This window comes from Halomonas sp. CKK8 (assembly GCF_029625235.1).
Taxonomy (GTDB): domain Bacteria; phylum Pseudomonadota; class Gammaproteobacteria; order Pseudomonadales; family Halomonadaceae; genus Halomonas; species Halomonas ventosae.
Window position 1 is genome coordinate 1,649,096 of the sequence record NZ_CP121193.1, and the last position, 23,165, is coordinate 1,672,260.

The following is a 23,165-nucleotide window of genomic DNA, read 5'->3' on the forward strand; positions in this document are numbered from 1 at the left end:
CGCCACGACGCGGGCGTCGTGGCGGTATCTCCTCCCTGGGCATTCTCCCGATGCCGCTCTTCCTTGCGGGGCCTCCTGCCCCCTGGACTTCCTGTCGCCGTGCCCGGCAGTCTCCCTTGCCTGGCCCTCCCGTTATCGTCGATGCCCGTGACGGTATCGTGAGAAAGCGATGACCATTCGGTGACATTGCCGCGGAAGGTGCTGCGGCAGCGGTGCCTCCCTTCTGGTAGAATCCTGCGCCGTTTCGTCTCAATCCAACTCCTTTTTCGGGAAAGCGGTCATGAATGCAGTAATCATTGCGGTGCTGGTGATGGTGGGCCTGTCGCTGGCACGGGTCTCGGTGGTCTTTGCGCTGGTGGTCGGTGCGCTGGTCGGGGGGCTGGTCGGCGGGCTCTCCATCGAGGCGACCCTGGCGGCCTTCAATGACGGCGTGGGTGGGGGCGCCAAGGTGGCGCTGGCCTATGCGACCCTTGGCGCCTTCGCGGTGGCGATCTCGCGCTCCGGGCTGCCGGACCTGCTGGCGCACCGCTTGATCCGACTGCTCGGCCAGGAGGCCTCGGCAAGCCGCCAGGCCACCGTGAAGTATCTGCTGCTCGGCGCGGTGCTGCTGGTCTCGATCTCTTCCCAGAACCTGATACCGGTGCACATCGCCTTCATCCCGATCCTCATCCCGCCGCTGCTCAAGGTGATGAACCAGCTGCGCCTGGACCGCCGCGCCGTGGCCTGTGCCCTGACCTTCGGCCTCACTGCCCCCTACATGCTGCTGCCGGTGGGGTTCGGGGCAATCTTTCTCAATGACATCCTGCTGGCCAACATCAACCAGGCCGGCGAGGCGCTGGGCCTCGAGATCACTCGCGGCATGGTGCCCCTGGCGATGGGCGTGCCGGTGGCTGGCATGGCATTGGGCCTGCTGGTGGCGCTCTTCGTCAGCTATCGCAGGCCGCGAGACTACGAGGCGCTGGATGTGGCAACCACCAACGTGCCGCACCACCATCCCGAGGTGCACGAGCCGCATGCCCTGGGGCTTCTTATGTCAGTGGTCGCCATCGTGGCCGCCCTGGGCATCCAGCTGTGGACCGGTTCCATGATCCTCGGTGGTCTGGTGGGCTTCGCGCTGCTCTCGGTGGGCGGTATCTTCAAGTGGCGCGAGGCCGACGACCTCTTCACCAGCGGCATGCGCATGATGGCGCTGATCGGCTTCATCATGATCTCTGCCTCGGGGTTCGCCGCGGTGATGACCGCCACCGGGCAGATCGAGACCCTGGTAGCCTCCAGCGTCGAGGTGATCGGCGACAACCGCGGCCTGGCCGCGCTGCTGATGCTGCTGGTGGGGCTCTTCATCACCCTGGGCATCGGCTCGTCGTTCTCCACCATCCCCATCATCGCGGCGATCTTCGTGCCCCTGGCGGTACAGTTCGGCTTCTCGCCGCTGGCCACGGTGGCGCTGGTGGGGACCGCCGCGGCGCTGGGTGACGCCGGCTCGCCCGCCTCGGACTCCACCCTGGGGCCGACTTCGGGGCTCAACGTCGACCGCCAGCACGACCATATCTGGGACAGCGTGGTGCCGACCTTCCTGCACTACAACATCCCGCTGATCGCCTTCGGCTGGCTGGCGGCGATGACCCTCTGATCGCGCTCCCTGCGTGAACGACGACGGCGGCCCCAGGGCCGCCGTCGTCGTTTCGGCCCGTTACGCGTCAGGAAGGTGGCGTTCCAGGGAGGCCAGCAGGCCACGCAGCAGCGAGAGCTCGCGGCGAGAGGGCTGGGCCCTGGCGAACAGGGCCTCGAGCTGGTCCTCGGTGCGGGCGTGGGGCTGGGTGATGAACCCGCTGTGTCGCATCACCCGGCGAAGGTGGTCGTGGAAGTGACCGAGCTGCTCGCGCGTCGGCTGACGCTCCTGCACCGGCCGCGGTGGCCGGTAGCCGTTGTCGGGGCGGCGCCGCCAGGCGGTGAAGAGTTCGTGGGCCAGGACCTGCACCGCCTGGGAGAGGTTGAGGATGCCGTAGTCGGGATTGGCGGGGATGCTCACCTGGTGGCTGCAGCAGCGGATCTCGTCGTTGGTCAGGCCGAAGCGCTCGCGGCCGAACACCAGCGCCACCGTGTCATGGCGGGCGTGCTCCACCAGTTCCCGGGCCATCTCGTCCGGCTCGTCGAAGTGGGGCAACGGCAGGCTGCGCAGCCGCGCGCTGGCCCCGACGACCTGGACGCAGTCGCTTACCGCCTCGGCCAATGAGCCGACCACCCGGGCGCTCTCGACCAGGTCCTCGGCGCCCGCGGCCAGTCGCGAGGCCTCGGGGTCGGGGAACTGGCGGGGGTTGACCAGCACCAGGTCGGTCAGGCCCATGGTCTTCATGGCCCGGGCCGAGGCGCCGATGTTGCCGGGGTGATAGGTCTGGACGAGGACGATGCGGATGTTCGATAGCATGGGCGTATCAGGGAGGGCTCCGTGAGTGTGGCGGTATCTTACCGGGCCTTCGGCCAGCCACAAGGGGCAAGGGACAAGGAAACCCGTTGGCAACCGCAGTGCCGCAAGCACGCTACTATCATCCTTGCTCCTTGCTCCTTGCTCCTTGCTCCTTGCTCCTGACGTAAAAAACCCCGCCGGCTCTCGCCGGCGGGGCCTGTCTCAGGCTGGGCCTGGAACGGAGGGCTGGCTTACATCATGCCGCCCATGCCACCCATGCCGCCCATGCCGCCCATGTCCGGCGCGGCTTCCTTCTCGTCCGGGTCGTCGGCGATCATGGCCTCGGTGGTGATCATGAGGCCGGCAACGGAACCAGCGGACTGCAGGGCAGAGCGGGTTACCTTGGCCGGGTCCAGCACACCCATCTCGAACATGTCGCCGAACTCGCCGGTCTGGGCGTTGTAGCCGTAGTTGCCTTCGCCTTCCTTCACCTTGTTGAGGATGACGGAGGCTTCCTGACCGGCGTTGGTGACGATCTGGCGCAGCGGGGCTTCCATGGCGCGCAGCGCCAGGGCGATGCCGTGGTTCTGGTCCTCGTTGTCACCCTTGAGGCCGGAGAGCTTGGTCAGCACGCGCACCAGGGCCGTACCGCCCCCCGGCACCACGCCTTCCTCGACGGCGGCGCGGGTGGAGTGCAGGGCGTCCTCGACGCGGGCCTTCTTCTCCTTCATCTCGATCTCGGTGGCGGCACCGACACGGATGACGGCCACGCCGCCGGCGAGCTTGGCGACGCGCTCCTGGAGCTTCTCGCGATCGTAGTCGGAGGAGGTCTCCTCGATCTGCGCGCGGATCTGGCCGACGCGAGCCTCGATGTCACCGTCCTTGCCGGCGCCATCGATGAGGGTGGTGTTCTCCTTGGACATGGTCACGCGCTTGGCGGTGCCCAGGTGGTCCAGGGTGGCCTGCTCGAGGGTCAGGCCGACCTCCTCGGAGATCACGGTACCGCCGGTGAGGATGGCGATGTCCTGCAGCATGGCCTTGCGACGGTCACCGAAGCCCGGTGCCTTGGCGGCTGCGACCTTGACGATGCCACGCATGGTGTTGACCACCAGGGTAGCCAGCGCCTCGCCCTCGATGTCCTCGGCGATGATCACCAGCGGCTTGCCCGCCTTGGCGACGGCTTCCAGCGTCGGCAGCAGCTCGCGGATGTTGGAGATCTTCTTGTCGACCAGCAGGATGTAGGGGTCTTCCAGCTCGACCGCCATGGTGTCCTGGTTGGTGACGAAGTAGGGCGAGAGGTAGCCACGGTCGAACTGCATGCCTTCCACGACATCCAGCTCGTCCTCGAAACCACGACCCTCGTCGACGGTGATCACGCCTTCCTTGCCGACCTTCTCCATGGCGTCGGCGATGATCTCACCGATGCGCTTGTCGCCGTTGGCGGAGATGGTGCCGACCTGGGCGATGGCCTTGGAGTCGGTGCAGGGCACGGACAGCTCCTGGACGCCCTCGACGGCGGCCGCCACGGCCTGGTCGATGCCGCGCTTGAGGTCCATCGGGTTCATGCCGGCGGTCACCGCCTTCATGCCCTCGGTGACGATGGTCTGGGCCAGCACGGTGGCGGTGGTGGTGCCGTCGCCGGCCACATCGGAGGTCTTGGAAGCGACTTCCTTGACCATCTGGGCGCCCATGTTCTCGAACTTGTCCTTGAGTTCGATCTCCTTGGCCACGGAGACGCCATCCTTGGTCACGGTCGGTGCACCGAAGGACTTCTCCAGTACCACGTTGCGGCCCTTCGGCCCCAGGGTGACCTTGACGGAGTTGGCCAGGAGATCGACGCCGCGCGCCATGCGCTTGCGGGCATCATCGGAGAACTTGACTTGTTTTGCTGCCATTTTCGTATGTTTCCTGTGAGTTCGTGAACGTCAGTATCGAGCAGTTGCGGGCCGTGTCCGGGATCAGCCTTCGACGACGGCCAGGATGTCGGACTCGCTCATGATCAGTACTTCCTCGCCGTCGATCTTCTGCTTCTCGACGCCGAAGCCATCCTTGAAGATCACGGTGTCGCCGACCTTGACGTCGAGGGGACGGACGTCGCCGTTATCGAGGATCCGGCCGTTACCGACGGCCAGTACCTCGCCACGTGTCGGCTTTTCCTGGGCATTTCCCGGAAGCACGATGCCGCCAGCGGTCTTCTGTTCTTCTTCAACGCGACGGATCACGACGCGATCGTGCAAGGGACGGATGTTCATTGCTCACGTTCTCCTGATGGTTTGCTGTGCCAGGACATTGTCCGGGCGGTTTTCATCATCTACCCGCAGCCATGCTGCGGGGTGGAGGCGGGGTTCGCCTTCCTTGTCGATGGCTCGGGGGTTAACCCGTGCCGAATCCTGATGCTGTCGGATAAGTGGGGCTCGGCATTGGGCTTTCAAGGCCCCACCGGAAAATTTTTTGTGCCCCGTTCAGCGCCTGTCGTCACGCGAGATGAACTCGCCCTCGAGAGGCGCGTCCTGACGGTCGCCAGGCGACGCCGTGTCCTGCTCGTCAGTGTCCCGGCCGTCGCGGGTCTCCCGGCGCGGGCCGGCCTGCTGCCAGTCGGCATCGGTACCCTGGCGAGGGCGATAGGTCTCGGCATGCAGGTGCAGCCCCTTCATGCGCACCCCCACCCAGCCCAGCAGCCTGGCCAGCAGGCGCCGCGCATTGGGGATCAGGCACATGAAGCCCAGGGCGTCGGAGAGGAAGCCGGGGGCCATCAGCAGGGCCCCGCCGAAGATCAGGGCCGCCCCGGTCAACAGTTCGCCCGAGGGGATCTCTCCCTGGGCCATGCGCTCCTGGGCACGGGCGAAGGTCGCCACGCCTTCCCGACGGATAAGGTGCAGGCCGATGAACCCGGTGGCCAGAACCAGCAGCAGGGTGCTCAACAGGCCGATCTGGCTGCCGACCGAGAAGAGGATGACGAAGTCGAGCAGGGCGAAGAGGGTGAAGAGGACGAGAAAGGGCATGGTGACTCCGCGTGTGACCGTTGCGCAGGTGATGGGGGCAGGGCAGGAGAATTCAAGCCGTCGCCGCGCCATGCGGGCATGATGGAATCTTATTCCATGTTTCGCTATGGTGATGGTGCGGCGCACCATAATAAGGTTATACCGAGAGCCGGTCCCCTAGCCGGCGGCTGCCCGGCAAGCGCGCCGACAGCACGATTTCCCACCTCCCAGGAGAAGTGCCCATGAAACTCGACAATTCCGTTATCGCCATCACCGGCGGCGCCCGTGGCCTCGGCCTGGCCATGGCACGACGTCTCGGTGGTCAGGGGGCGAGGCTCGCCCTGATGGACATGGATGGCGATACCCTGGACAGTGCCGTCTCCGCCCTTCACGCCGAGGGAATCGAGTCCCGCGGCTTCGTGGTCGACGTGGCTGACGAGGCGTCGGTGACCCAGACGTTCCGGGATATCGCCGCCTCGCTGGGCCCGATTCACGGCCTGGTCAACAATGCGGGCATCGTGCGGGACGGCCTGCTGGTCAAGGCCAGGGATGGCAAGGTGGAGAAGACCCTGCCGCTGGAGCAGTGGCAGCAGGTGATCGACGTCAACCTGACCGGGGTCTTCCTGTGCGGGCGCGAGGCGTCGGTCCAGATGATCGAGGCCGGCCACCGGGGCGTCATTGTCAATATCTCGAGCATCTCGCGGGCCGGCAACATGGGCCAGAGCAACTATGCCGCGGCCAAGGCCGGGGTGGTGGCGCTGACCACGACCTGGGCATCGGAACTGGCACGCTACGGCATTCGCGTCGGGGCGGTAGCGCCGGGCTTCATCGAGACGGACATGACCGCCGCGATGCGCGAGGACATGCTCGAGAAGCTGACGGCGGGGCTGCCTCTCGGACGGCTTGGCCAGCCCGAGGACATCGCCGAGAGCGTGGCCTTCATCATGACCAATGATTACTTCACCGGCCGCGTGGTCGAGTGTGACGGTGGCTTGCGTCTCTGACCCGTGGCGATAGGGTAGGCGGGGTGACGCCGGCCGCGTGGCCGGCGTCGTCGTTGCCAGGCGAGCGCCGTTCAGAAGGTCACCTGATCGGCGAGCCCCTCCACGGTGGCCTCGCCGATGCCACTGACCCGCGTCAGTTCCTCGGCGCTTTCGTAGGGGCCATTCGCCTCCCGGTCCTCGACGATGGCGGCCGCGCGTGTCTCGCCGATCCCGGGAAGTTCGGCCAGCAACTCGGCGTCGGCGCTGTTGACGTTGATCGGCTCCATCTCCTGGGCCAGCGCCTGGCCGGCGATGAAGGGGGCGAGGCCCAGCAGCATGACCAGCAGCAGTCCGGGCAGGCGTCGCATGATGGCAGTCTTCATGTTCACTCTCCTTGTTCCTGGTTGGTCGCGGCCGACACCACGCAGCGCCGGCCTGCCCCTATCAAGCTAGTGGGCCTCTGGCCAAGCCCGTGTCATCGAATGTGACCGCATCATGTCAGCGATTGCCGAAGGCGCGTCGAAGAGGTCGCGGACATGCGCCGTAGGCCATGGCTGATATACTGGGCCGGTCCGCCCATCCCGCCAGGAGCCTGCCCGTGCCCACCGCCTCCCCCCTGATCATCGCCCTCGACTATGCCTCCCTGGACGCTGCCCTGTGCATGGCCGATCGCCTTGATCCCTCACGCTGCCGGCTCAAGGTGGGCAAGGAGCTCTTCACCCGCAGCGGGCCGGAGGTGCTCGATGCCCTGCACGGTCGCGGCTTCGAGGTATTCCTGGACCTCAAGTTCCACGACATCCCCAATACCGTGGCCGGGGCGATCCAGGCTGCCGCCGAGCAGGGCGTGTGGATGGTCAACGTGCATGCCAGCGGTGGCCGCCGGATGATGGAGGCGGCCAAGCAGCGCCTGGTCCAGCATGGCCTCTCGACCCATCTGATCGCGGTGACAGTTCTGACCAGCATGGAGGCCGCCGACCTGGCGGAGGTGGGCATCGCGGCGTCGCCCGCCGACCAGGTCGAGCGCCTGGCCGCGCTTGCCCGTGACAGTGGCATGGATGGGGTGGTCTGCTCGGCACAGGAGGCGTCTCGCCTGCGCGAGCTGTGTGGCAGCGACTTCCTCAAGGTGACCCCGGGCATCCGTCCGAGCTTCGCCGCGGCGGGCGACCAGCGTCGCGTCATGGCCCCGGCCGATGCCATGGCCGCCGGCAGTACTCACCTGGTGGTGGGGCGACCGGTGACCCAGGCGGAGGAGCCGATGGCCGCCCTGGCCGCCATCGAGAGCGAGCTTTCCGGCGGCTGAGCCTGGCTACTGGCCCTCGATGCCGGTGATCGGCTTGGTGGTGCCCCAGTTGCGACAGCGGGGGCACTGCCAGTGCAGCCGTTCGCCGGAGAAGCCGCAGCGACGGCAGCGGTGGCGGGGCAGGGCCTGGTCCAGGGTGTGGGTGTGGCGCTGCAGCAGCGCGAGGCGCTCGTCCTCCCCGCCGCTGGCGTTGTGCCGGTATAGGGTCAGCAGGTAGTCCATCGCGCCCAGGCTCGGGGCATTGTCGAGCTGCTCGGTGACCAGCGCCAGGGCTTCCCGGTCATCGCCGTGATGGTGGCGCAGCGTCTCGGCCAGACGGATGATCACGCTGGCAGAGGGGGCCTGCTCGAGGAGCTCCTGCAGGCAGCGGATCAGGCCCTCTTCGTCATCCAGCAGCCGATAGGCGCGGGCCAGGGGCTCGAGGATGGTGGGGGTGAAGGTCCGGTCCTGGTCGGGAATACGCTTCAGCAGCCGGATGGAGGCCTTGTACTGGCCGGTATCGTGCTCCATGGCGGCCAGCAGCAGGTTGGCGCGCACGCAGTGCGGATCGGTGGACAGGGCCTGGCGAAGATGGCGCCTGGCCAGTACGGGGCTGGCCGAATGGCGCTCCTGCTCGGCCAGCTCGCAGAGCCAGTGCGCCGCCGCGCGGCGGATGTCATCGTGCTGGCGAACCAGCCTCGGCAGGGCGACATCCAGCGCGGCCTGCCATTCTCCCTCCCGTTCCAGCAGGTCGGCCAGCAGCCGCCGGGCCGTGTCGCGCAGCTCGTCATCCTGGCTGTCGCGCACCAGGCCCTGCAGCAGGCGCTCGGCACGGTCGAGCAGCCCCAGGGCGAGGAAGTCCCGGGAGAGCTCGAGCTGGACCCTGTCGCTCTGCCCGGCAGTCAGCGTCGGACGGGCGAGCAGGTTCTGGTGGATCTTCAGGGCACGGTCGGCCTCGCCCCGGGTGCGGAAGAGGTTGCCCAGCGCCAGGTGCGTCTCGATGGTGTCGCTGTTGACCTCCAGCGCGCCGATGAAGGTCTCGATGGCCCGGTCCTGCTGGTCGTTGAGCAGGTAGTTGAGGCCGACGAAGTAGTCCCGCGACAGTGCCGGCGGCTGCGCGCTCCTGCCGGTGCCCTGGCGCTCCCGGCGGCCCAGCCACCAGCCGATGGCGACGGCCACCACCAGCAGGGCCAGCAGCAAGACATCGGGCATTCTAGGGGAGTTCCTTCATCTCCTGGACGCGCAGGCGGTCGAGCTCCTTGCGCTGCTGCTGGTTGTGCCGCTGGGCGCGGGTCAGCAGGGTGCGCAGGCGCAGGTAGACGCCACTCATGGCGAGCATGCCCAGCAGCACGCCCACGGCCAGTGAGGCCAGCAGCCAGACGGAGAGCGAGGCTGCAGGGAGCTCGATCCAGATCAGGTTGAGGGGCAGGGCCTGCTGGTTGTTGACGGCAAAGAGGATGCCGATCAGCAGCACCGCCAGCAGGATGATGGCCAGGATCAGGCCTTTGAGCCAACGCATGTGCTTGTTCCCATGTCGGTTGAAGGAGAGACGGCGGTCGCTGGGCGCCGCTCAGTAGCCGAGCGCGCGGCTGGCATCCACCTGTTCGCGCAGCTCCTTGCCGGGCTTGAAGTGTGGCACGAACTTGCCGTCGAGTGCGACAGGTTCCCCGGTCTTGGGATTGCGACCCACCCGGGGCTCGCGATAGTGCAGCGAGAAGCTGCCGAAGCCGCGGATCTCCACGCGTCCCCCCTCGGCCAGGGTGTCGGTGATGTCGTCGAGGATCAGGCGTACCGCCGCCTCGACCTCCTTGACCGACAGCTCCGGCTGTCGCATGGCGATCTGTTCGATCAGTTCGGACTTGGTCATCGGCTCTACTCCGTGCGGTCCTGCCTGGGTCGACGCGATCCCGGCGTTGTTGTTTTTCCAAAGCATACTGTGCAACTCTCGAGAAAACAACGCACTACGACCTTTTCTCGAGGCGGCGGAGCGCGCGGAGGCGGCGGGCTGCCGACGGGGCGGGGCTCGGGTATACTGGCCGCACACTCATCCGACCCAACGAGGCCCACCTTGAACGACGATTCGTCTCCGGAAGCCACCCTCCGCAAGCGCCTCTACTGGCATTCGCGTCGCGGCATGTGGGAGCTGGACCTGCTGTTGATCCCCTTCCTCGAGCAGTGCTATGGCGACCTGGCCGAGGCGGACCAGGCGGCCTTCCGGTCACTGATCGAGGAGGAGGACCAGGACCTGTTCGCCTGGCTGATGCGCCGCGAGTGGCCCGAGGATCCGTCGCGGCGCCGCATCGTCAAGATGATCGTCGAGCATGCCGAGACCACCGACAACGATCGCTATCGCAACCTCTAGGCTGTCGCTGGCCGCCCATGGGCTCTGCGCCGCGGCGGTCGTCGGCCTGGTGGCGCTGGTAGCCCCGCCCTGGACCGGCCTGCTTGCGGCAGGGGTGCTCGGCGGGGTGCTGGCGACGCTGGCCCGGCGGCGCCCGCGTGGCGAGTTGCGGGGCACGCCGAAGGCGGCGGGTGGCGTGGAGTGGTCCTGGCGCGACAGCGCCGTCCAGGCCTGGCGCCCGGTGAGCCTGCGCTGCGACTACCTCGGGCCCTGGCTGATCGGGCTCAGGCTCGAGGGGCGGCGCCTCTGGCTGTGGCCCGACAGCAGCGACGCGGAGTCGCTGCGTCGCCTGCGGCGTGAGCTGCTGCCGTTGCCCTGAGGGCCCCACCAGTCCGGGGATCAGATCGCCTCGAGGTCCTGCAGGCGGATCCGCGAGGGGCGTGGCATGGCGTCGCCATGGAGCGGGCAGTCCGGGTTGAAGTGCAGGCCTCGGGATTCGCGCCGTGCCCGGGCGCAGGCCACGGTGAGGCGCGCCAGGCGCAGCGCATGCCAGAGGTTCGCCAGGGGAATCGTGGGTGCGGCGTCCACCATGCGGGGGGCGAGTCGACGGTGCAGCTGCGCGAGGCCTCGGGCAGCCTCGTCCAGTCCCTGGTCGGTGCGCACGATGGCCACGCGGGCACTCATCAGCTGGCGCATCGCGTCACGGATCTCACCGATGTCGTCCAGGGCGACCGGCTGCCGGCCCCAGTGCGCCGGGGCCAGCTCGGCCGTCGGCAAAGGGGCTGCGGAACGCAGCCGTCGCCCACAGCTGCGGGCATAGACCAGGCACTCCAGCAGGGAGTTGCTGGCCATGCGGTTGGCGCCGTGCAGGCCGGTGCAGGCCACCTCGCCGATGGCGTGCAGCCGCGGGACCGTGGTGGCGCCCCCGAGATCGGTGGTGACCCCCCCGCAGCTGTAGTGGGCGGCCGGCACGACCGGGATCGGCTGGTGCACGATGTCCAGCCCGCGACGGGCGCAGTGGGCATGGATGGTCGGGAAGTGGTGGCGGATAGCGGCCTCGCCGAGGTGGCGGATGTCCAGGTAGACATGGTCGGTGCCGGTGCGCTGCATCTGGGCGTCGATGGCCCGGGCGACGATATCGCGGGGCGCCAGCTCGGCTCGAGGGTCCACCGCCGGCATGAAGCGCTCGCCTGCGGCGTTGATCAGCAGCCCGCCCTCGCCGCGAACCGCCTCGCTGATCAGGAAGGCGGGGCCCTCGGGGTCATAGAGGCAGGTGGGGTGGAACTGCTGGAACTCCAGGTTCATCAGTTCGGCGCCGAGTTCGGCGGCCATCATCATGCCCTCGCCGCTGGCCGGCTGGGGGCTGGTGGTATGGCGATAGAGGCCGCTGGCCCCGCCGGTGGCCAGCACGGTGTCCTCGGCCGCGAGCTCCTGCAGCCGGCCATCCATGTCCAGGCAACGTGCCCCGCGGCAGTGGCCCTCGCCGTCACCGATCAGGCCGATGGCGGTGAGGTCACCGCACAGGCTGATGTTCGGGTGCGCCTCCACATGCTGTTTGAGGGTCTCGACGACGGCACGGCCGGTGGCGTCGTCGGCGTGGATGATACGCCGCGCGCCATGGCCCCCCTCGCGGGTCAGGTGGTAGGGATAGCCGGCATCGGCGCTCGCGTCGGGCGTGAAGGGGACGCCCAGTGACACCAGCCACTCGATGGCCGATGGCCCCTGTTCCACGGTGAAGCGCACCGCCCGCTCGTCGCACAGGCCGTCGCCCGCCACCAGGGTGTCCGCCACGTGGGCCTCGATGTCGTCCTGGGGGGAGAGCACGGCAGCGATGCCGCCCTGGGCCCAGCGGCTGGCACCCTGGTCGTCGCTGGTCGGGCGCAGCAGCGTGACCCGGCGATGGTCGGCCACTTCCAGTGCCAGCACCAGCCCGGCGACCCCGCCGCCGATGACCAGCACCTCATGCTTGCCGTCTGTCATCTGCCTTTCCTTCTTGCGTGGTGGCTCGCACGATCGCCGAGGCATCCTCGGTGAGCCCATGGTGGGGTGCCCGGCGACGCAGCCGCCGGCTGGGCAGTCGCTCGAGGCCGCCCAGGCGCTGGGTGAGGTCGGCGGTAAGCCGCGCCAGCTCCCGATTGAGCCACAGGTAGCCGCTGGGGCTGAAGAGCATGCGGCCATCGGCGGACCGGGCATTGCCGGCCAGCTCGGCGTGGCGCTGCAACTCGAAGGGGGTGATGGTCACGTCGACCGGCTGGCCGGTGCGTACCTGGAAGGCCAGGGTGCCGATGCCGCGGGCCAGGGTGTGCTGCTCCTCGCGGAGGCCGGTCATGGCGTCGATGCGCTCGTGCCCGTCGCGACTGCTCCAGTGGGTCTCGAGCAGCAGCTCGATGGTGGAGAGCATGCGTCGCTGCAGCGAGATCAGGTCGTCCAGCTCATGGCGGGTCAGCCGTCGCTCGCGATGGATGGCATCCACCAGGCCGCGCTGCTTGACCAGCAGGCTGCTGGTGGCCTTGAGCATCTCGCGGGTATCGATGTCGGGGGCCGCCGTGGCCGAGGTGTGCGCATGGTAGAGGCGGCCCATGCGGTCCAGGTTGTCGGCCAGCATGAAGCGCATCATGTCGGTGGCCTTCTGCGGCAGTACCAGCACCGTGACGGCGATACCCACCAGGGTGCCGAGAAGGACGTCGAAGGCGCGCCACAGGGCGATATCGAGCTCCTGGGTGCCGTCGCCGACCACCAGCAGCAGGCTGATGGCGAACATCAGGCCGCTGTAGCCGTGGCGATTGCTGAAGGTCAGCCAGGTGGCGACGGCGATGCCGGCGAGGGTGGCCAAGGGGACGAGCGGCGGCCAGGGCAGCGGCAGCAGGATCAGCAGCAGGCCCCAGCCGGCACCGAGCAGGGTGCCCAGCAGGCGCTGGCGGCCCTTGTCCAGCACGCCGCCGATGTGCGGGAGGTTGCCCATCACCATGATGGTGCTGACCAGTGCCCAGCCGCTGTGCTGGATGGCGAAGAGCTCGATGATGGCGAAGGTGAGGCACAGGGCCAGCACGATGCGCAGCACGTGCAGCTTGCGCCGATGCTGATAGTTGAAGTAGGGGTCGCGCAGGCGCGGCAGGATCATGTCACGGCGTCCCGTTGGAGGGTCGCGCCCGACGCTTGCCGGAAGGGTGCAGGAAAGCTGGTGCCCGGAGCCGGGCTCGAACCGGCACGGTGTTGCCACCGAGGGATTTTAAGTCCCTTGCGTCTACCAATTTCGCCATCCGGGCGGCACGGTTCCGAGCGGGCAGCTAGGGGAATGATGGAGGCTGGAGTCGGAATCGAACCGGCGTACACGGAGTTGCAGTCCGCTGCATAACCACTCTGCCATCCAGCCTCATGAGTCGTGCCATTCGTAGGGAATGGAGCGGGAAACGAGCTTCGATCGGACCGGCGCACCGGCTCGCGACCCTGGCTGTCGCACGCTATGACTCTGTTACTGCTTGTGAGTCTGGAGCGGGAAACGAGATTCGACGGGGCTGGCCTTCCAGCTCGTGACCCTCGCTGTCGCACTCTTCCTCTCACGATGTTGCCTTGAGTCTGGAGCGGGAAACGAGATTCGAACTCGCGACCCTCGCCTTGGCAAGGCGATGCTCTACCACTGAGCTATTCCCGCCTGACTCGAGAGCGAATTATACGGATAAGTCGGTGACTGTCAAACAATTTTCGCCACCCCTCAGCGCATCGAGCTGCTCAGGTGCGGCCAGGCCGCCTTGAGGTAGAGGAACATCGACCAGAGGGTCAGCAGGGCCGCCACATAGAGGGTCGCCACGCCCAGCAGGGCCACGGGGGTGCCGGGAGCGAAGGCCAGCAGCACCAGCAGGGCGACCATCTGCAGGGTGGTCTTGACCTTGCCGATCCAGGAGACCGCCACCTGGCCGCGCTTGCCCATCTCAGCCATCCACTCGCGAAGGGCCGAGATGACGATCTCGCGACCGATGATCACCAGTGCCGGCAGGGTCAGCCATATGGCCTCGTAGCGCTCGATCAGCAGGGCCAGGGCCACGGCGACCATCAGCTTGTCGGCCACCGGGTCGAGGAAGGCGCCGAAGGGCGTGGACTGGTCCCAGCGCCGGGCCAGGTAGCCATCGAGCCAGTCGGTCACCGCGGCCAGCGCGAACAGGGCGGCGGCCAGGGGCATGCTCCAGGCGAAGGGCAGGTAGAACAGCACCACCAGCAGCGGGATGAAGAGGATTCTGGCCAGGGTGAGCAGGTTGGGTATGTTCATCGGGAGGTGCGGTCCTTGCCTTGGGAGATACCGGAAACCCCCTCATTCTATCCGCCGGGGCCTGACTCATCCATGCAGGGCGCGATGAATCGTCTCGGCCAGGGTGGCGCTGATGCCGGGAACCCGCGCCAGTTCCTCGCGACTGGCCTGCCTGACCCCCTGCAGGCCGCCGAAGAAGCGCAGCAGTTCGCGTCGGCGACGCGGCCCCACCCCCGGGATGTCCTGCAGGGTGGAGGTGCGCCGTGTCTTGTCGCGGCGTGCCCGGTGACCGGCGATGGCGAAGCGGTGGGACTCGTCGCGGATGTGCTGGATCAGGTGCAGGGCCGGGGAGGCGCCGTCGAGGTCCAGGCTGCGGTCGACGGTCTCGACGAACAGCGTCTCGAGTCCCGCCTTGCGGGTGGTGCCCTTGGCCACGCCGAGCAGGGTGATGCCACTGACGCCCAGTTCGGCGAACACCTCCCGGGCCATGTTCAGCTGCCCCTTGCCGCCGTCGACGACCAGGATGTCAGGCCGTTCACCCTCGCCGTCGGCGAGGCGCTTGAAGCGGCGGATCAATGCCTGGCGCATGGCGGCATAGTCGTCGCCGGCGGCCACGTCCTCGATGTTGAAGCGACGGTAGTCGGACTTGCGGGGCCCGTTCTCGTCGAACACCACGCAGGAAGCCACAGTGGCCTCGCCATGGCTGTGGCTGATGTCGAAGCACTCCAGGCGACGGGGGGTGTCCTCGAGCGCCAGGGCCTCGCGCAGGGCCGCGAAGCGTTTCGAGAGCTGGGTCTGGCTGGCCAGCTGGCTGGCCAGCTGCTGTTCGGCATTGGTGCGGGCCAGCTCCCGCCACTGGGCGCGATGACCGCGGACCTGGTCGGTCAGGCGAATGCGCTTGCCGGCGCGCTCCCCCAGCGCCCGGGCGATCAGGTCGGCGTCCGGTACCGGGTGGCTGGTGATCACCTCCGCCGGGATCTCCCTGGCCTGGCCCAGGTAGAACTGGCTGATGAAGTCGCCGAGCAGCGCCTCCGGGCCCAGGTCGAGCCCGTTGGCCGGGGCATGGTGGCGGGCCCCCAGCAGGCGGCCCTGGCGCACCGTGAGCACCGAGATGCACAGTGCCCCGGGACGGCTGGCCAGGGCGAAGACGTCGGCGTCGCCGCCGCCGGTATCGACGAACTGGCGCTGCTGCATCTGGCGCAGGTGCTGGACCTGGTCGCGCAGCCGGGCGGCCTCCTCGAAGTCGAGGCGGGCGCTGGCGGCCTCCATGGCTTCGCTCAGCTCGCGGGTCACCGCCTCGCTCCTGCCCTCGAGGCACATCACTGCATGCTCGAGGTCGCGCCGGTAGTCCGCTTCGCTGATATGGCCCACGCAGGGCGCGCTGCAGCGCTGGATCTGGTACTGCAGGCAGGGGCGGGTGCGGTGGGCGAAGACGCTGTCCTCGCAGTTGCGGATGCGAAAGATCTTCTGCATCAGCGACAGGCTCTCGCGCACGGCGCCGCTGCTTGGGTAGGGGCCCAGGTAGCGGCCGTCGTTATGGCGCACCCGGGCGCGCTTGTACTCCAGGGCGGGGAAAGGGTGGCGGTCGCTGACGAAGACGAAGGGGTAGGACTTGTCGTCGCGCAGCAGGATGTTGTAGGGCGGGCGCAGCTCCTTGATCAGCGTCTGCTCGAGCAGCAGGGCCTCGGTCTCGCTGTTGGTCACCGTTACCTGGATGTCGGCGATGCGGCCGACCAGGGCCTGGGTCTTGGTGTTGAGCGCACCGCGAAAGTAGCTCGCCAGGCGGGCCTTGAGGCGACGCGCCTTGCCGACATAGAGGGTCTCGCCGTGCTCGTCGAGCATGCGGTAGACCCCCGGGGATTCGCTGACGCTTCCGAGGAAGTCGCGGGAATCGAAGCTCATGGAAACGGCGTGCCGTAGACGGGAAGCGGAGGCCTCATTCTACCAGATCGAAGCCCTCGGCAAGGCGCTCAGTCGGCGTCGCTGAAGCCGTCGACCAGGCCGTGGCGCAGGCCGAGGTGGGTCAGCTCCACATCGGAGGTCACGCCGAGCTTCTCGAAGATCCGGTAGCGGTAGGTGTTGACGGTCTTGGGGCTCAGGAACATGCGGTCGGCGATGTCGGCGACGCGCTGGCAGTTGACGACCATCATCGCCACCTGGAGCTCGCGCTGGGAGAGCTGGTCGAAGGGGTTGTCCGGCGCATCGATGCGCGACAGCACCAGGCGCTGGGCGATCTCGGGACTGACATAGCGCTTGCCGCCGAACACGCAGTGGATCGCCTCGACCATCTCGTCATGCTGGCAGCCCTTGCTGATGAAGCCGTGGGCCCCGGCCTCGAGCAGGCGTTGGGCAAAGGTCTCCTCGATGAAGGCGGTCAGCACCAGGATGCGGATGTCGCTGGTGAAGCGGTTGATCTTGCGGGTGGCCTCCAGGCCGCCGATCCCGGGCATGCGGATATCCATCAGCACGATGTCCGGTTCGAGCTTGCGCGCCTTGGTGATGGCTTCCTCGCCATCGGCGGCCTCACCGACCACGCGGATCCCGCGCTCGGCATTCAGCAGGTGGGCGATGCTGGTCCGTACCAGGTGATGGTCATCGGCGACGAGAACCCTGATCAACGCTGACGCTCCTGAAAACGTGGTGGGTGAGTGTCGTCCCGAGACGAGGCCTGGCTGAGAAGATGCCAACATGTCGGCCGGCTCGGTATTAGTCTCGGTAGGGTGGCACATCCCGTCCCTAAGGGGAATTGGCCCAATGCAGAAGAGTGAAAATGCCCTGATGGGCTTGACGTCTCCGAATGGGCTGCGTAATATTCGCCTCGTTCTCGCAAGGCGGGAACGACGTGGGGCCTTAGCTCAGCTGGGAGAGCGCAACACTGGCAGTGTTGAGGTCAGCGGTTCGATCCCGCTAGGCTCCACCAACAAGACATCTCGAATCAGCCGCTTAGCGCACCCCGCTAGGCGGCTTTTTTGTGCGCCCGTAAAACTCCCGAAAAATACCCGAAAAATTCCACACGGCTGGCGGGCTATTGAAGCCCCTCCGGCAGGTTGATTTCCTCGCCCAGCTTGGCGAAGACCAGGGCACGCATGGCGGCCATCAGTGGAGTCGGGCCCATCGCGCCTCGGCTGCCGCTAGCGCTGGTGGGCACGATGGCATACCAGCGTTCTTCCTCGCCGTACTGCTCGCCGATGTTGGTGTGAAGCTCGATAGCATGCTGCTCGATCAGCGGGCCGCCCTGGCTCCAGTCCGTGGATGGTGAGTACTTCCTGGGGAACCCGTCAGACGTGCGGCCCTTGATGCCGATATAAGGCCCGCTCGGAATGTCGATGATGTTCAGCTCGATGCCGGTGATCTGAGCCACCGCCCAATCCAGCGCCCATCCTTCCCGCTCTCTCGCCTTCATCACACTCCCTCCAGCCTTAGCCAATGCGCTGTGCGTCGGGTGCCACTCGAACTCCGGTTCCGGCTACCGCCACTTTTCGCCATTCGGCACCATGACATAATCCTGCCCGCCGATTGTGACAGTCCTCCTTGTCATCACGATGCTCCTCTGAATTCAGCCAGCGCACTCTTCGGGTTCTTGTGGAAGTGCTCCAGGCCGCTGATCGATTCGTCGATCATGCAATAGGTTCCTTCAGAAACCACCAGCTGCATGTCCTCACAAGGGAGGGCAGCGAAGCGCAGGCCGATGCGCTTGCCTTCGTCGATCTCGCCGTCTGACCCATAATCGCTGTAAATCACGACCGGCACGATGACGCAGCCAGCCTCAATGCAGTCTTGCCAGAACTCGATGTCGATCATCACTCACGCTCCTTTCAGTAGGGCGGCCATGTCCTTGCCCGGGCCCTTGGCTTCCTGCCAGCGGATCCCGTGACCGTCGAGATAGTGCTGGGTCATGCTCTCGTCGGCGTGGCCCATCAGCACCTGAATCTCCCCCAGGTCGGCACCGGTGTCCTCGAGCAGCTTGGAGCCGAGCGAGCGGATCTCATGAAAGGTGGGCCGTTGGCGCGGTTCCAGCCTGGCGATCTCCGGCACCTTGTCGCGCAGCCGGGCGAAGGTCTTGGATAGCATGTCGTCGGTGACGCGGCTCCAGTGATCCCGGGCCCGGGTCTCGGCGGTGATTCGCTGGTGCACTCGGTGGACAATGTAGGGCGACACCGGTGGTACCAGGCGCGAGCGCTGGATGATGTCCTCGATGGCCGGCGTCAGCTCGATCGCGACGTAGGCGGTATGGCTGCGCGTGCGGGTCTTCTTCCTTATATAGCGTAGCCGCCCGTCGACGATGTGGTCATACCGAGCAGCGGCGACCTCGGCCCGGCCGAACAGGCAGACTAGGGCAAGCTCCATGGCGACCTGAAACCAGGGCTCGGCCTGATTGTAGATCTCCTGGAACTGCCCAGGCGTGAGCCGGCGGCGCTGCTTGCTGTAAGCGGCATCGCTCTTGGCCGTGGGCTCGATGGGATTGTCGTCCATCCAGCCCTTGGTGCGGGCGAACTGGAACACCTGGGCGAGCAGGGCCCTGTGGTAGCGGTAGGGCTCTCCTTTATAGTGCTCGTCCAGATACTCGGCGCACCACCGGGTGGTGATCTGCTCGAGGGGCATGTCGCCGCGATCCTTCGCCAGGCGCGCGAGTGCGTAGCGCTTGTTGGCTCGGGTGCCTGGGGCCAGCTTGCTGGCGCTGTCTACCCGGTCACGCTGGAAGGCCTCGATGGCGGCACCCAAGGTGAGCCCGCTGGTGCCTTCAACTCGTGCGACCAGGTCCGCCCCCTGCACCAGCCGGGCATTGAGCACCCTGGCGGCCGATTGGGCCTTGGCCTTGTCGCTGCCCATGCCGTGCCGCTTCCCGGTGCGTGGGTTGCGGTAGATGTAGGTGCCGCCGGACTCATAGAGGTTGGGCTCAAGCCCCCGGTGCTTTCGCTTGCGCGGCCTGGCTGCCATCAGCGGGTCTCCATCTCCTTGAGCACGCTGTCGGCGAGCTCGTTGCCGGTCATCAGCTTCTCGGCGTCCAGGTCGATAAACCAGGCGCCGCCGATCTTCTTGGCCGGCAGCACTCCCTCCCGGCACCACTTGCGAATAGTGGACATGGCTGGCGGCGTGCCTGCGAAGCGCGCCTTCCGCCACTGGTCTGGATCCATCAGCTTTCCCATCATTCTAGTCTCCCGTTATCCGCGCGCCGCCGGGGCCCTTCCCGCGGCCTTCCCTCCAGCCCTGTTCCCGGGCCACCCAGTCCTTCTCCTGCAGGCGCTGTCGCGCCACCTTGTGCGCCTCCAGTGCAGCCCGAACCTCCGGCACCGCCATCGCCTGCCGGCGTTGCTCGAGCTCCTGCTGCTGGCGCTTGATGAGGCCGAGCGCCACCTCGGCCAGCTCCCACTCGCCTACTGGCTTCTCGCCGTCCTGCTTTACCTTTCCCAGCCCGTAGCAGCCGCCGCACGGCTGGTGCTTAGCCCCCTTAATGTGGTCGTGGCCAGTACCCATGCAGACGGTGCAGGTGTCTGGGGTGATCGTTTGCCAGTTCTGCTCCCAGTCCTTCGCCGTGGTGGCGGTCTCGATTTCGCGGTTGATGTCGCGATAGACGACGATCATCTGTGCGTCGAGAGTGGTGTCACCGTTGTAGTGGGCGACCAGGGCGAAACGGCCTCCCTGGGTCTTATGTGTGTAGGTGGGTTGGGTCATGAGCCGCCTCCGATCGCCCAGGTGGCCAGGCGCACAAGGGCATAGCCTATCGCTCCGGTGACGATGCCGATGAACAGCCCCACCATGGTGCCGAGCACGCGATCGCTAGCGCGGATGTGCGGCGAGTTGGAGTTGAACATCGGTGCGGTCAGGCCGGTGACGGTGCAGAACACCACCCAGCCGATGAGGACCGCGGGGAGCCACGTAGTCATAAGGCATCTCCTCCGGACTGGCGGTTTTCAGGCCAGCCCATCGGCAACCCTTCCTCGCGCAGAAACTGCCGTGGCGGCTCATCGCGCATGCAATATGGAGTCAAGCGTTCGGACATCTGTCCTTGTTGGGTGCCATGGCAAACGGGAAACCTGGCAATCCATCCAGACCGGCAGCGGCAGGTATCGGCGTCTAACTCTTTGCATGCGCTCATCCCTTCCTCCCGGCCAGTTCGGCCTCGATGTCGTGTGTGGTGGTCACCCCGGTCGGTACCGGTGCGGGCAGGGCGTGCTGGCGCCGGCAGAGATAACCCTGCTCGAGCAGCGCCTCGCGCAGCTCCCGGGTCGCGCCCGGGGTGAGTCGGTGCCGGATGGGCGCCATGCACGTCGCGCAGAACAGCGTCGCGAACGGCTGACTGCCGGTGCGGCCCATGCCCCAGGTGATGCGGCAGGTCATGGTTCCAGTTCCTCGGCCTCGTAGACCTGGCCGCGCAGGATCCTGAACAGCGCGCCCAGGAGCTGCTCGCGGTCGTCGTAATCTGTGGGGCTGAGCCGGCCGATCGCAGCGAGCTTTGCCGTTGCCTCATCCCGCTGGCGCTCGATCTCTCGGTATTGCCGCACCAGGTTGGCCAGCCCAGCGGCATCGAGGGTCAGCGCGGCATCAGGCCGGCGGGCGGCTATCAGTTCCTCGAGGCGGTTGAAGTCGATGTCGTTCATGCTTCCGCTCCTGCAAGTTCGAACCTCGGATGCCAGCCCCGGTAATCCCGGCTATTGGCATCGGGTGAGCCGTAGTAGCGCTTGCTCTCCAAGATCTGGCCGGTGAGCACCAGGTAGCGCAGGTGACTGAACATGATGTCGGCGACATACCAGGCGCTTTCGAGCTTTGCGGACCGGCGCTTGGCTAGGATCTCCCCGTACTCCAACCGGCCTTCGGCGAGCTGGTGCCGGATCCAGTCGAGCGCAGCCGGGTCATAGGGCCGGAACGTCCAGTCGGCCATGGTGTTTTCACGGCTCCACCAGCCCTCCTGCCAGCCTTTCGCTTCGTGGTTGAAGTTGGGCCCCTCGCTAATGCCGTGCGGCGGCTCGGCAGGGGTATCGGCGAAGAGGTCCGGCGTCAGCTCAACGGCGTTCATGATTCCACCTCCATCGCCTTCACGGCTTTCCTGAGAATGGCGGCGGCCACCTTGCGCCGGCTGGCCTGGCCTTCCTTGCCCTTCAGCTGCTCGAGCAGTTCGATGGCGAGGCGCGCGGCTTGCGTCGGGTTGCTCTGGAGATGCCCCTCCAGCGTGATCTTGGCGTCGTGGGCGCTGGTGTGGATCAGGCTGTTGATGCTCATGCCGACCTCCCGTAATTCCGGAACAGGGTGGAGGCCAGGCGACCGTCTGGGGTGGAAAGCACCTCCTGGGCTACCTGCTGGCGCGAGGGCGCTGGCTGGCGGATGCCGCCTGTCTTGCTGCGACGGCCGCCCACCTGGTAGCGCGGGTCGGGCTTCTTCACCAGATCCTCGCCAGCCTTGCCCTCACGGTTGCGGCGCTGAACCGTGGGGTAGGGGATGCGGTGCCGGCTGGCCAGCTCCTTGAGGGTGACCATCTCGCCGGTAGCGGGGTCCTCAACTCGGTAGATGCTCGCATCGCGCGTCATGGGGCCTCCTGTGCCTGGCCGGCCTCTCCACCCAGCCATTCGAGCAGGCGGTCGACGTTGTCGCCCAGCTGCTGGGCCATCAGCAGGAAGTCGGTCTCGAGCCGGATGATGGCGTCGTCGCCGTCGTCGGCCTGGCTGGCTTCGTCGATCAGGCGGTCATCGAAGCGGATCGACTTGATGGTCAGGTCGTCGTGGAGCACGAAGGAGAAGCGGTCCTCCAACTGAAGGGCGAGCTTGCTGGCCTGGCGGCCGCTCTCGAGCAGCTGCTGCATCTCGTCGCTGTCGAGATCTACCTGGCGGCCCCGCACCACGCCGTCATCACCCTTGGCCTTGAGCTCCACCTGGTCGCCGATGATCAGGTCGGCGGGGCGCGAGCCGGTATCGCCGAGCCAGGTGGTCATGGCCCGCATCGGCAGCGTCTGGGTGGCCAGGGGCGTGACCTTGAGGCTGCCCAGGGTCCCGCGCAGCAGGTCGAGCACTTCCTCGGCACGTTTGCGGCTGCTGGCGTTGACGCCGATCAGCTGGCGCTTGGTGTCCCACCAGAGATCTACGCGCTGGCTGCGTACGAAGGCCCGGGGCAGCAGCTCCTCGAACACCTGATCCTTGAGCGTGAGCCTCTCCTGGCGGCGCAGCTTGCGGCCTTCGCTGGTCTCGATGGCCTCGGCACGCTCATCGACTTCCTCGCGGACCACGCTGGCGGGCAGGATCCTCTCCTGGCGCTGGGCAGTGAGCAGCAAGTGGCCCTGCAGTTCGTGGAATAGCTGGGTGCCGGCTCGGCCAGCGGGTGGTGTCCATCCCATCCGGCGCGCTTCGCTGCCGCCCAAGGGACGGAAGGCCTGCTCGCCCAGGACTTGCTCGAGGGCCGCGGCATCCAGCTGGGGCGCGTCGTGCAGGCGGTACAGGTTAAGGTTGCGGAACCACATTGGGTCTCTCCTCAGATGATCCGGCCCAGGGCCGCGTAGATGAGTCGGTCGACGAGCTCCAGGGCGCGGGCGTCATCGCCTCGCCGGCGAGCTTCGAAGCAGGCCTCGGCGAGCTCGATCGTTTCCTTGCCTTCAACCGGGTCGAAGTTCTTCGGCAGCTCCTCATGCGAGATATAAGCGTCCCTGGACCTCAACTCCTCTTGAAGCTCATCGGTATCGAATTCCTCGAGGTCGACATCCACGTCCACGTTTACGGTTACGCTTGGCATGGTGGTCTCCTCAGCGATGCCCGAGCCGCTTGGCTCGACGAGTGGCCCGGCGCTTGGCCGCCCGGCGTTGATCCTGGGCGACGGTGCGATGGCGGCCGCCGTTGCGGGTGGGCGCCTGCTCTGGCCCGATCGCCAGGGCATCGATGTGGCGCGTCAGGCTCGGTGCGCTTGCGGCTGCACCCATGGCTAAGGCGGCGGCGATTCGCTGGAGCATCTCGG

General features: G+C 67.0%; 32 protein-coding genes and 4 tRNA genes. 6 read left to right on the forward strand and 30 right to left on the reverse strand.

Features of this window, described 5'->3' with window-relative positions; genetic code table 11:
• Positions 1–280 precede the first annotated feature (280 nt).
• A complete protein-coding gene (locus P8934_RS07790) occupies positions 281–1,630 on the forward strand; it encodes a Na+/H+ antiporter family protein (protein WP_278033673.1) in 1,350 nt (449 codons plus the stop codon).
• Between the two features lie 60 nt (positions 1,631–1,690).
• On the opposite strand, the gene P8934_RS07795 is transcribed toward P8934_RS07790, so the two are convergent.
• From P8934_RS07795 to P8934_RS07810, 4 genes are all read right to left on the reverse strand, one after another.
• The gene (locus tag P8934_RS07795; RefSeq protein WP_278033674.1) at positions 1,691–2,425 is read right to left on the reverse strand and encodes an RNA methyltransferase; all 735 of its coding nucleotides are present in this window, start codon (positions 2,423–2,425) and stop codon (positions 1,691–1,693) included.
• Between the two features lie 230 nt (positions 2,426–2,655).
• On the reverse strand, positions 2,656–4,299 hold the full coding sequence (groL, locus tag P8934_RS07800) for a chaperonin GroEL (RefSeq protein ID WP_278033675.1): 1,644 nt from the start codon (positions 4,297–4,299) through the stop codon (positions 2,656–2,658).
• A 63-nt stretch (positions 4,300–4,362) separates the two neighbouring features.
• The gene (locus P8934_RS07805) at positions 4,363–4,656 is read right to left on the reverse strand and encodes a co-chaperone GroES (protein WP_010628243.1); all 294 of its coding nucleotides are present in this window, start codon (positions 4,654–4,656) and stop codon (positions 4,363–4,365) included.
• A 210-nt stretch (positions 4,657–4,866) separates the two neighbouring features.
• Complete coding sequence (locus P8934_RS07810) at positions 4,867–5,406, reverse strand: FxsA family protein (protein WP_278033676.1); 540 nt, start codon at positions 5,404–5,406, stop codon at positions 4,867–4,869.
• A 221-nt stretch (positions 5,407–5,627) separates the two neighbouring features.
• Here P8934_RS07810 and P8934_RS07815 point away from each other — a divergent pair, with 221 nt between their 5' ends.
• On the forward strand, positions 5,628–6,389 hold the full coding sequence (locus P8934_RS07815) for an SDR family oxidoreductase (protein WP_278033677.1): 762 nt from the start codon (positions 5,628–5,630) through the stop codon (positions 6,387–6,389).
• Positions 6,390–6,460: 71 nt separating this feature from the next.
• On the opposite strand, the gene P8934_RS07820 is transcribed toward P8934_RS07815, so the two are convergent.
• Positions 6,461–6,706 carry a ComEA family DNA-binding protein gene (locus P8934_RS07820; RefSeq protein WP_347403460.1) on the reverse strand — a complete coding sequence of 82 codons (246 nt, stop codon included), beginning with the start codon at positions 6,704–6,706 and terminating at the stop codon, positions 6,461–6,463.
• Positions 6,707–6,966: 260 nt separating this feature from the next.
• Between P8934_RS07820 and pyrF the strand changes: the two genes are divergently transcribed.
• A complete protein-coding gene (gene pyrF / locus P8934_RS07825; protein ID WP_278033679.1) occupies positions 6,967–7,668 on the forward strand; it encodes an orotidine-5'-phosphate decarboxylase in 702 nt (233 codons plus the stop codon).
• 6 nt (positions 7,669–7,674) lie between these two features.
• Here pyrF and lapB read toward each other — a convergent pair whose 3' ends face one another.
• Genes lapB through P8934_RS07840 form a run of 3 tightly spaced genes read right to left on the reverse strand, consistent with a single transcriptional unit; the run spans position 7,675 to position 9,514 of the window.
• Positions 7,675–8,859: a lipopolysaccharide assembly protein LapB gene (lapB, locus tag P8934_RS07830; protein WP_278033680.1), complete on the reverse strand. Its 1,185-nt coding sequence runs from the start codon at positions 8,857–8,859 to the stop codon at positions 7,675–7,677.
• A gap of 1 nt (position 8,860) precedes the next feature.
• A complete protein-coding gene (locus tag P8934_RS07835; RefSeq protein WP_106231565.1) occupies positions 8,861–9,166 on the reverse strand; it encodes a LapA family protein in 306 nt (101 codons plus the stop codon).
• Positions 9,167–9,217: 51 nt separating this feature from the next.
• Positions 9,218–9,514, reverse strand: coding sequence for an integration host factor subunit beta (locus P8934_RS07840; RefSeq protein ID WP_040187190.1), 297 nt, complete (start codon positions 9,512–9,514; stop codon positions 9,218–9,220).
• A 201-nt stretch (positions 9,515–9,715) separates the two neighbouring features.
• On the opposite strand from P8934_RS07840, the gene P8934_RS07845 reads away from it, so the two are divergent.
• Together P8934_RS07845 and P8934_RS07850 are read left to right on the forward strand one after the other, a co-directional pair.
• Positions 9,716–10,009 carry a succinate dehydrogenase assembly factor 2 gene (locus tag P8934_RS07845; RefSeq protein WP_106231568.1) on the forward strand — a complete coding sequence of 98 codons (294 nt, stop codon included), beginning with the start codon at positions 9,716–9,718 and terminating at the stop codon, positions 10,007–10,009.
• A complete protein-coding gene (locus P8934_RS07850) occupies positions 9,969–10,367 on the forward strand; it encodes a protein YgfX (RefSeq protein WP_278033681.1) in 399 nt (132 codons plus the stop codon). The genes P8934_RS07845 and P8934_RS07850 overlap by 41 nt, the downstream gene beginning before the upstream one ends.
• A 20-nt stretch (positions 10,368–10,387) precedes the next feature.
• Here P8934_RS07850 and nadB read toward each other — a convergent pair whose 3' ends face one another.
• The 8 genes from nadB to uvrY form a co-directional block, all read right to left on the reverse strand.
• Positions 10,388–11,968: an L-aspartate oxidase gene (gene nadB / locus P8934_RS07855; protein WP_278033682.1), complete on the reverse strand. Its 1,581-nt coding sequence runs from the start codon at positions 11,966–11,968 to the stop codon at positions 10,388–10,390.
• Positions 11,949–13,109, reverse strand: coding sequence for an FUSC family protein (locus tag P8934_RS07860; protein WP_278033683.1), 1,161 nt, complete (start codon positions 13,107–13,109; stop codon positions 11,949–11,951). The genes nadB and P8934_RS07860 overlap by 20 nt, the downstream gene beginning before the upstream one ends.
• 58 nt (positions 13,110–13,167) lie before the next feature.
• Positions 13,168–13,254 (reverse strand) — tRNA-Leu (locus tag P8934_RS07865).
• Between the two features lie 33 nt (positions 13,255–13,287).
• Positions 13,288–13,361, reverse strand: a tRNA-Cys gene (locus P8934_RS07870).
• Between the two features lie 204 nt (positions 13,362–13,565).
• Positions 13,566–13,640, reverse strand: a tRNA-Gly gene (locus P8934_RS07875).
• Between the two features lie 60 nt (positions 13,641–13,700).
• Entirely contained in the window at positions 13,701–14,252 is a 552-nt protein-coding gene (pgsA, locus tag P8934_RS07880; RefSeq protein WP_133634969.1) for a CDP-diacylglycerol--glycerol-3-phosphate 3-phosphatidyltransferase, read from the reverse strand.
• A gap of 66 nt (positions 14,253–14,318) precedes the next feature.
• Positions 14,319–16,133 (reverse strand): excinuclease ABC subunit UvrC, encoded by a 1,815-nt coding sequence (uvrC, locus tag P8934_RS07885; RefSeq protein WP_278033684.1) that lies wholly within the window; start codon positions 16,131–16,133, stop codon positions 14,319–14,321.
• A gap of 68 nt (positions 16,134–16,201) precedes the next feature.
• Complete coding sequence (uvrY, locus tag P8934_RS07890) at positions 16,202–16,849, reverse strand: UvrY/SirA/GacA family response regulator transcription factor (protein ID WP_106231584.1); 648 nt, start codon at positions 16,847–16,849, stop codon at positions 16,202–16,204.
• Positions 16,850–17,075: 226 nt separating this feature from the next.
• On the opposite strand from uvrY, the gene P8934_RS07895 reads away from it, so the two are divergent.
• Positions 17,076–17,151: transfer RNA gene (locus tag P8934_RS07895), tRNA-Ala, on the forward strand.
• Between the two features lie 105 nt (positions 17,152–17,256).
• Here P8934_RS07895 and P8934_RS07900 read toward each other — a convergent pair.
• From P8934_RS07900 to P8934_RS07965, 14 genes are all read right to left on the reverse strand, one after another.
• Entirely contained in the window at positions 17,257–17,634 is a 378-nt protein-coding gene (locus tag P8934_RS07900; RefSeq protein WP_278033685.1) for a phage protein NinX family protein, read from the reverse strand.
• Between the two features lie 134 nt (positions 17,635–17,768).
• On the reverse strand, positions 17,769–18,032 hold the full coding sequence (locus P8934_RS07905) for a hypothetical protein (protein WP_278033686.1): 264 nt from the start codon (positions 18,030–18,032) through the stop codon (positions 17,769–17,771).
• A gap of 3 nt (positions 18,033–18,035) precedes the next feature.
• Entirely contained in the window at positions 18,036–19,169 is a 1,134-nt protein-coding gene (locus P8934_RS07910; RefSeq protein ID WP_278033687.1) for a tyrosine-type recombinase/integrase, read from the reverse strand.
• Positions 19,169–19,381: a helix-turn-helix domain-containing protein gene (locus tag P8934_RS07915; RefSeq protein ID WP_278033688.1), complete on the reverse strand. Its 213-nt coding sequence runs from the start codon at positions 19,379–19,381 to the stop codon at positions 19,169–19,171. The genes P8934_RS07910 and P8934_RS07915 overlap by 1 nt, the downstream gene beginning before the upstream one ends.
• A gap of 1 nt (position 19,382) precedes the next feature.
• Positions 19,383–19,904, reverse strand: coding sequence for a hypothetical protein (locus P8934_RS07920; RefSeq protein WP_278033689.1), 522 nt, complete (start codon positions 19,902–19,904; stop codon positions 19,383–19,385).
• Positions 19,901–20,116: a hypothetical protein gene (locus P8934_RS07925; RefSeq protein ID WP_278033690.1), complete on the reverse strand. Its 216-nt coding sequence runs from the start codon at positions 20,114–20,116 to the stop codon at positions 19,901–19,903. The genes P8934_RS07920 and P8934_RS07925 overlap by 4 nt, the downstream gene beginning before the upstream one ends.
• A 208-nt stretch (positions 20,117–20,324) precedes the next feature.
• The gene (locus P8934_RS07930; RefSeq protein WP_278033691.1) at positions 20,325–20,570 is read right to left on the reverse strand and encodes a hypothetical protein; all 246 of its coding nucleotides are present in this window, start codon (positions 20,568–20,570) and stop codon (positions 20,325–20,327) included.
• Positions 20,567–20,830: a hypothetical protein gene (locus tag P8934_RS07935; protein WP_278033692.1), complete on the reverse strand. Its 264-nt coding sequence runs from the start codon at positions 20,828–20,830 to the stop codon at positions 20,567–20,569. Before P8934_RS07935 ends, P8934_RS07930 begins: the two co-directional genes overlap by 4 nt.
• Positions 20,827–21,246, reverse strand: coding sequence for a hypothetical protein (locus tag P8934_RS07940; protein WP_278033693.1), 420 nt, complete (start codon positions 21,244–21,246; stop codon positions 20,827–20,829). Before P8934_RS07940 ends, P8934_RS07935 begins: the two co-directional genes overlap by 4 nt.
• On the reverse strand, positions 21,243–21,449 hold the full coding sequence (locus P8934_RS07945) for a hypothetical protein (protein WP_278033694.1): 207 nt from the start codon (positions 21,447–21,449) through the stop codon (positions 21,243–21,245). The genes P8934_RS07940 and P8934_RS07945 overlap by 4 nt, the downstream gene beginning before the upstream one ends.
• The gene (locus tag P8934_RS07950) at positions 21,446–21,754 is read right to left on the reverse strand and encodes a hypothetical protein (protein ID WP_278033695.1); all 309 of its coding nucleotides are present in this window, start codon (positions 21,752–21,754) and stop codon (positions 21,446–21,448) included. The genes P8934_RS07945 and P8934_RS07950 overlap by 4 nt, the downstream gene beginning before the upstream one ends.
• Positions 21,751–22,677, reverse strand: coding sequence for a recombination-associated protein RdgC (locus tag P8934_RS07955; RefSeq protein WP_278033696.1), 927 nt, complete (start codon positions 22,675–22,677; stop codon positions 21,751–21,753). Before P8934_RS07955 ends, P8934_RS07950 begins: the two co-directional genes overlap by 4 nt.
• 11 nt (positions 22,678–22,688) lie before the next feature.
• Positions 22,689–22,946 (reverse strand): hypothetical protein, encoded by a 258-nt coding sequence (locus tag P8934_RS07960; RefSeq protein ID WP_278033697.1) that lies wholly within the window; start codon positions 22,944–22,946, stop codon positions 22,689–22,691.
• A gap of 10 nt (positions 22,947–22,956) precedes the next feature.
• Positions 22,957–23,160 carry a hypothetical protein gene (locus tag P8934_RS07965; protein WP_278033698.1) on the reverse strand — a complete coding sequence of 68 codons (204 nt, stop codon included), beginning with the start codon at positions 23,158–23,160 and terminating at the stop codon, positions 22,957–22,959.
• Positions 23,161–23,165 lie beyond the last annotated feature (5 nt).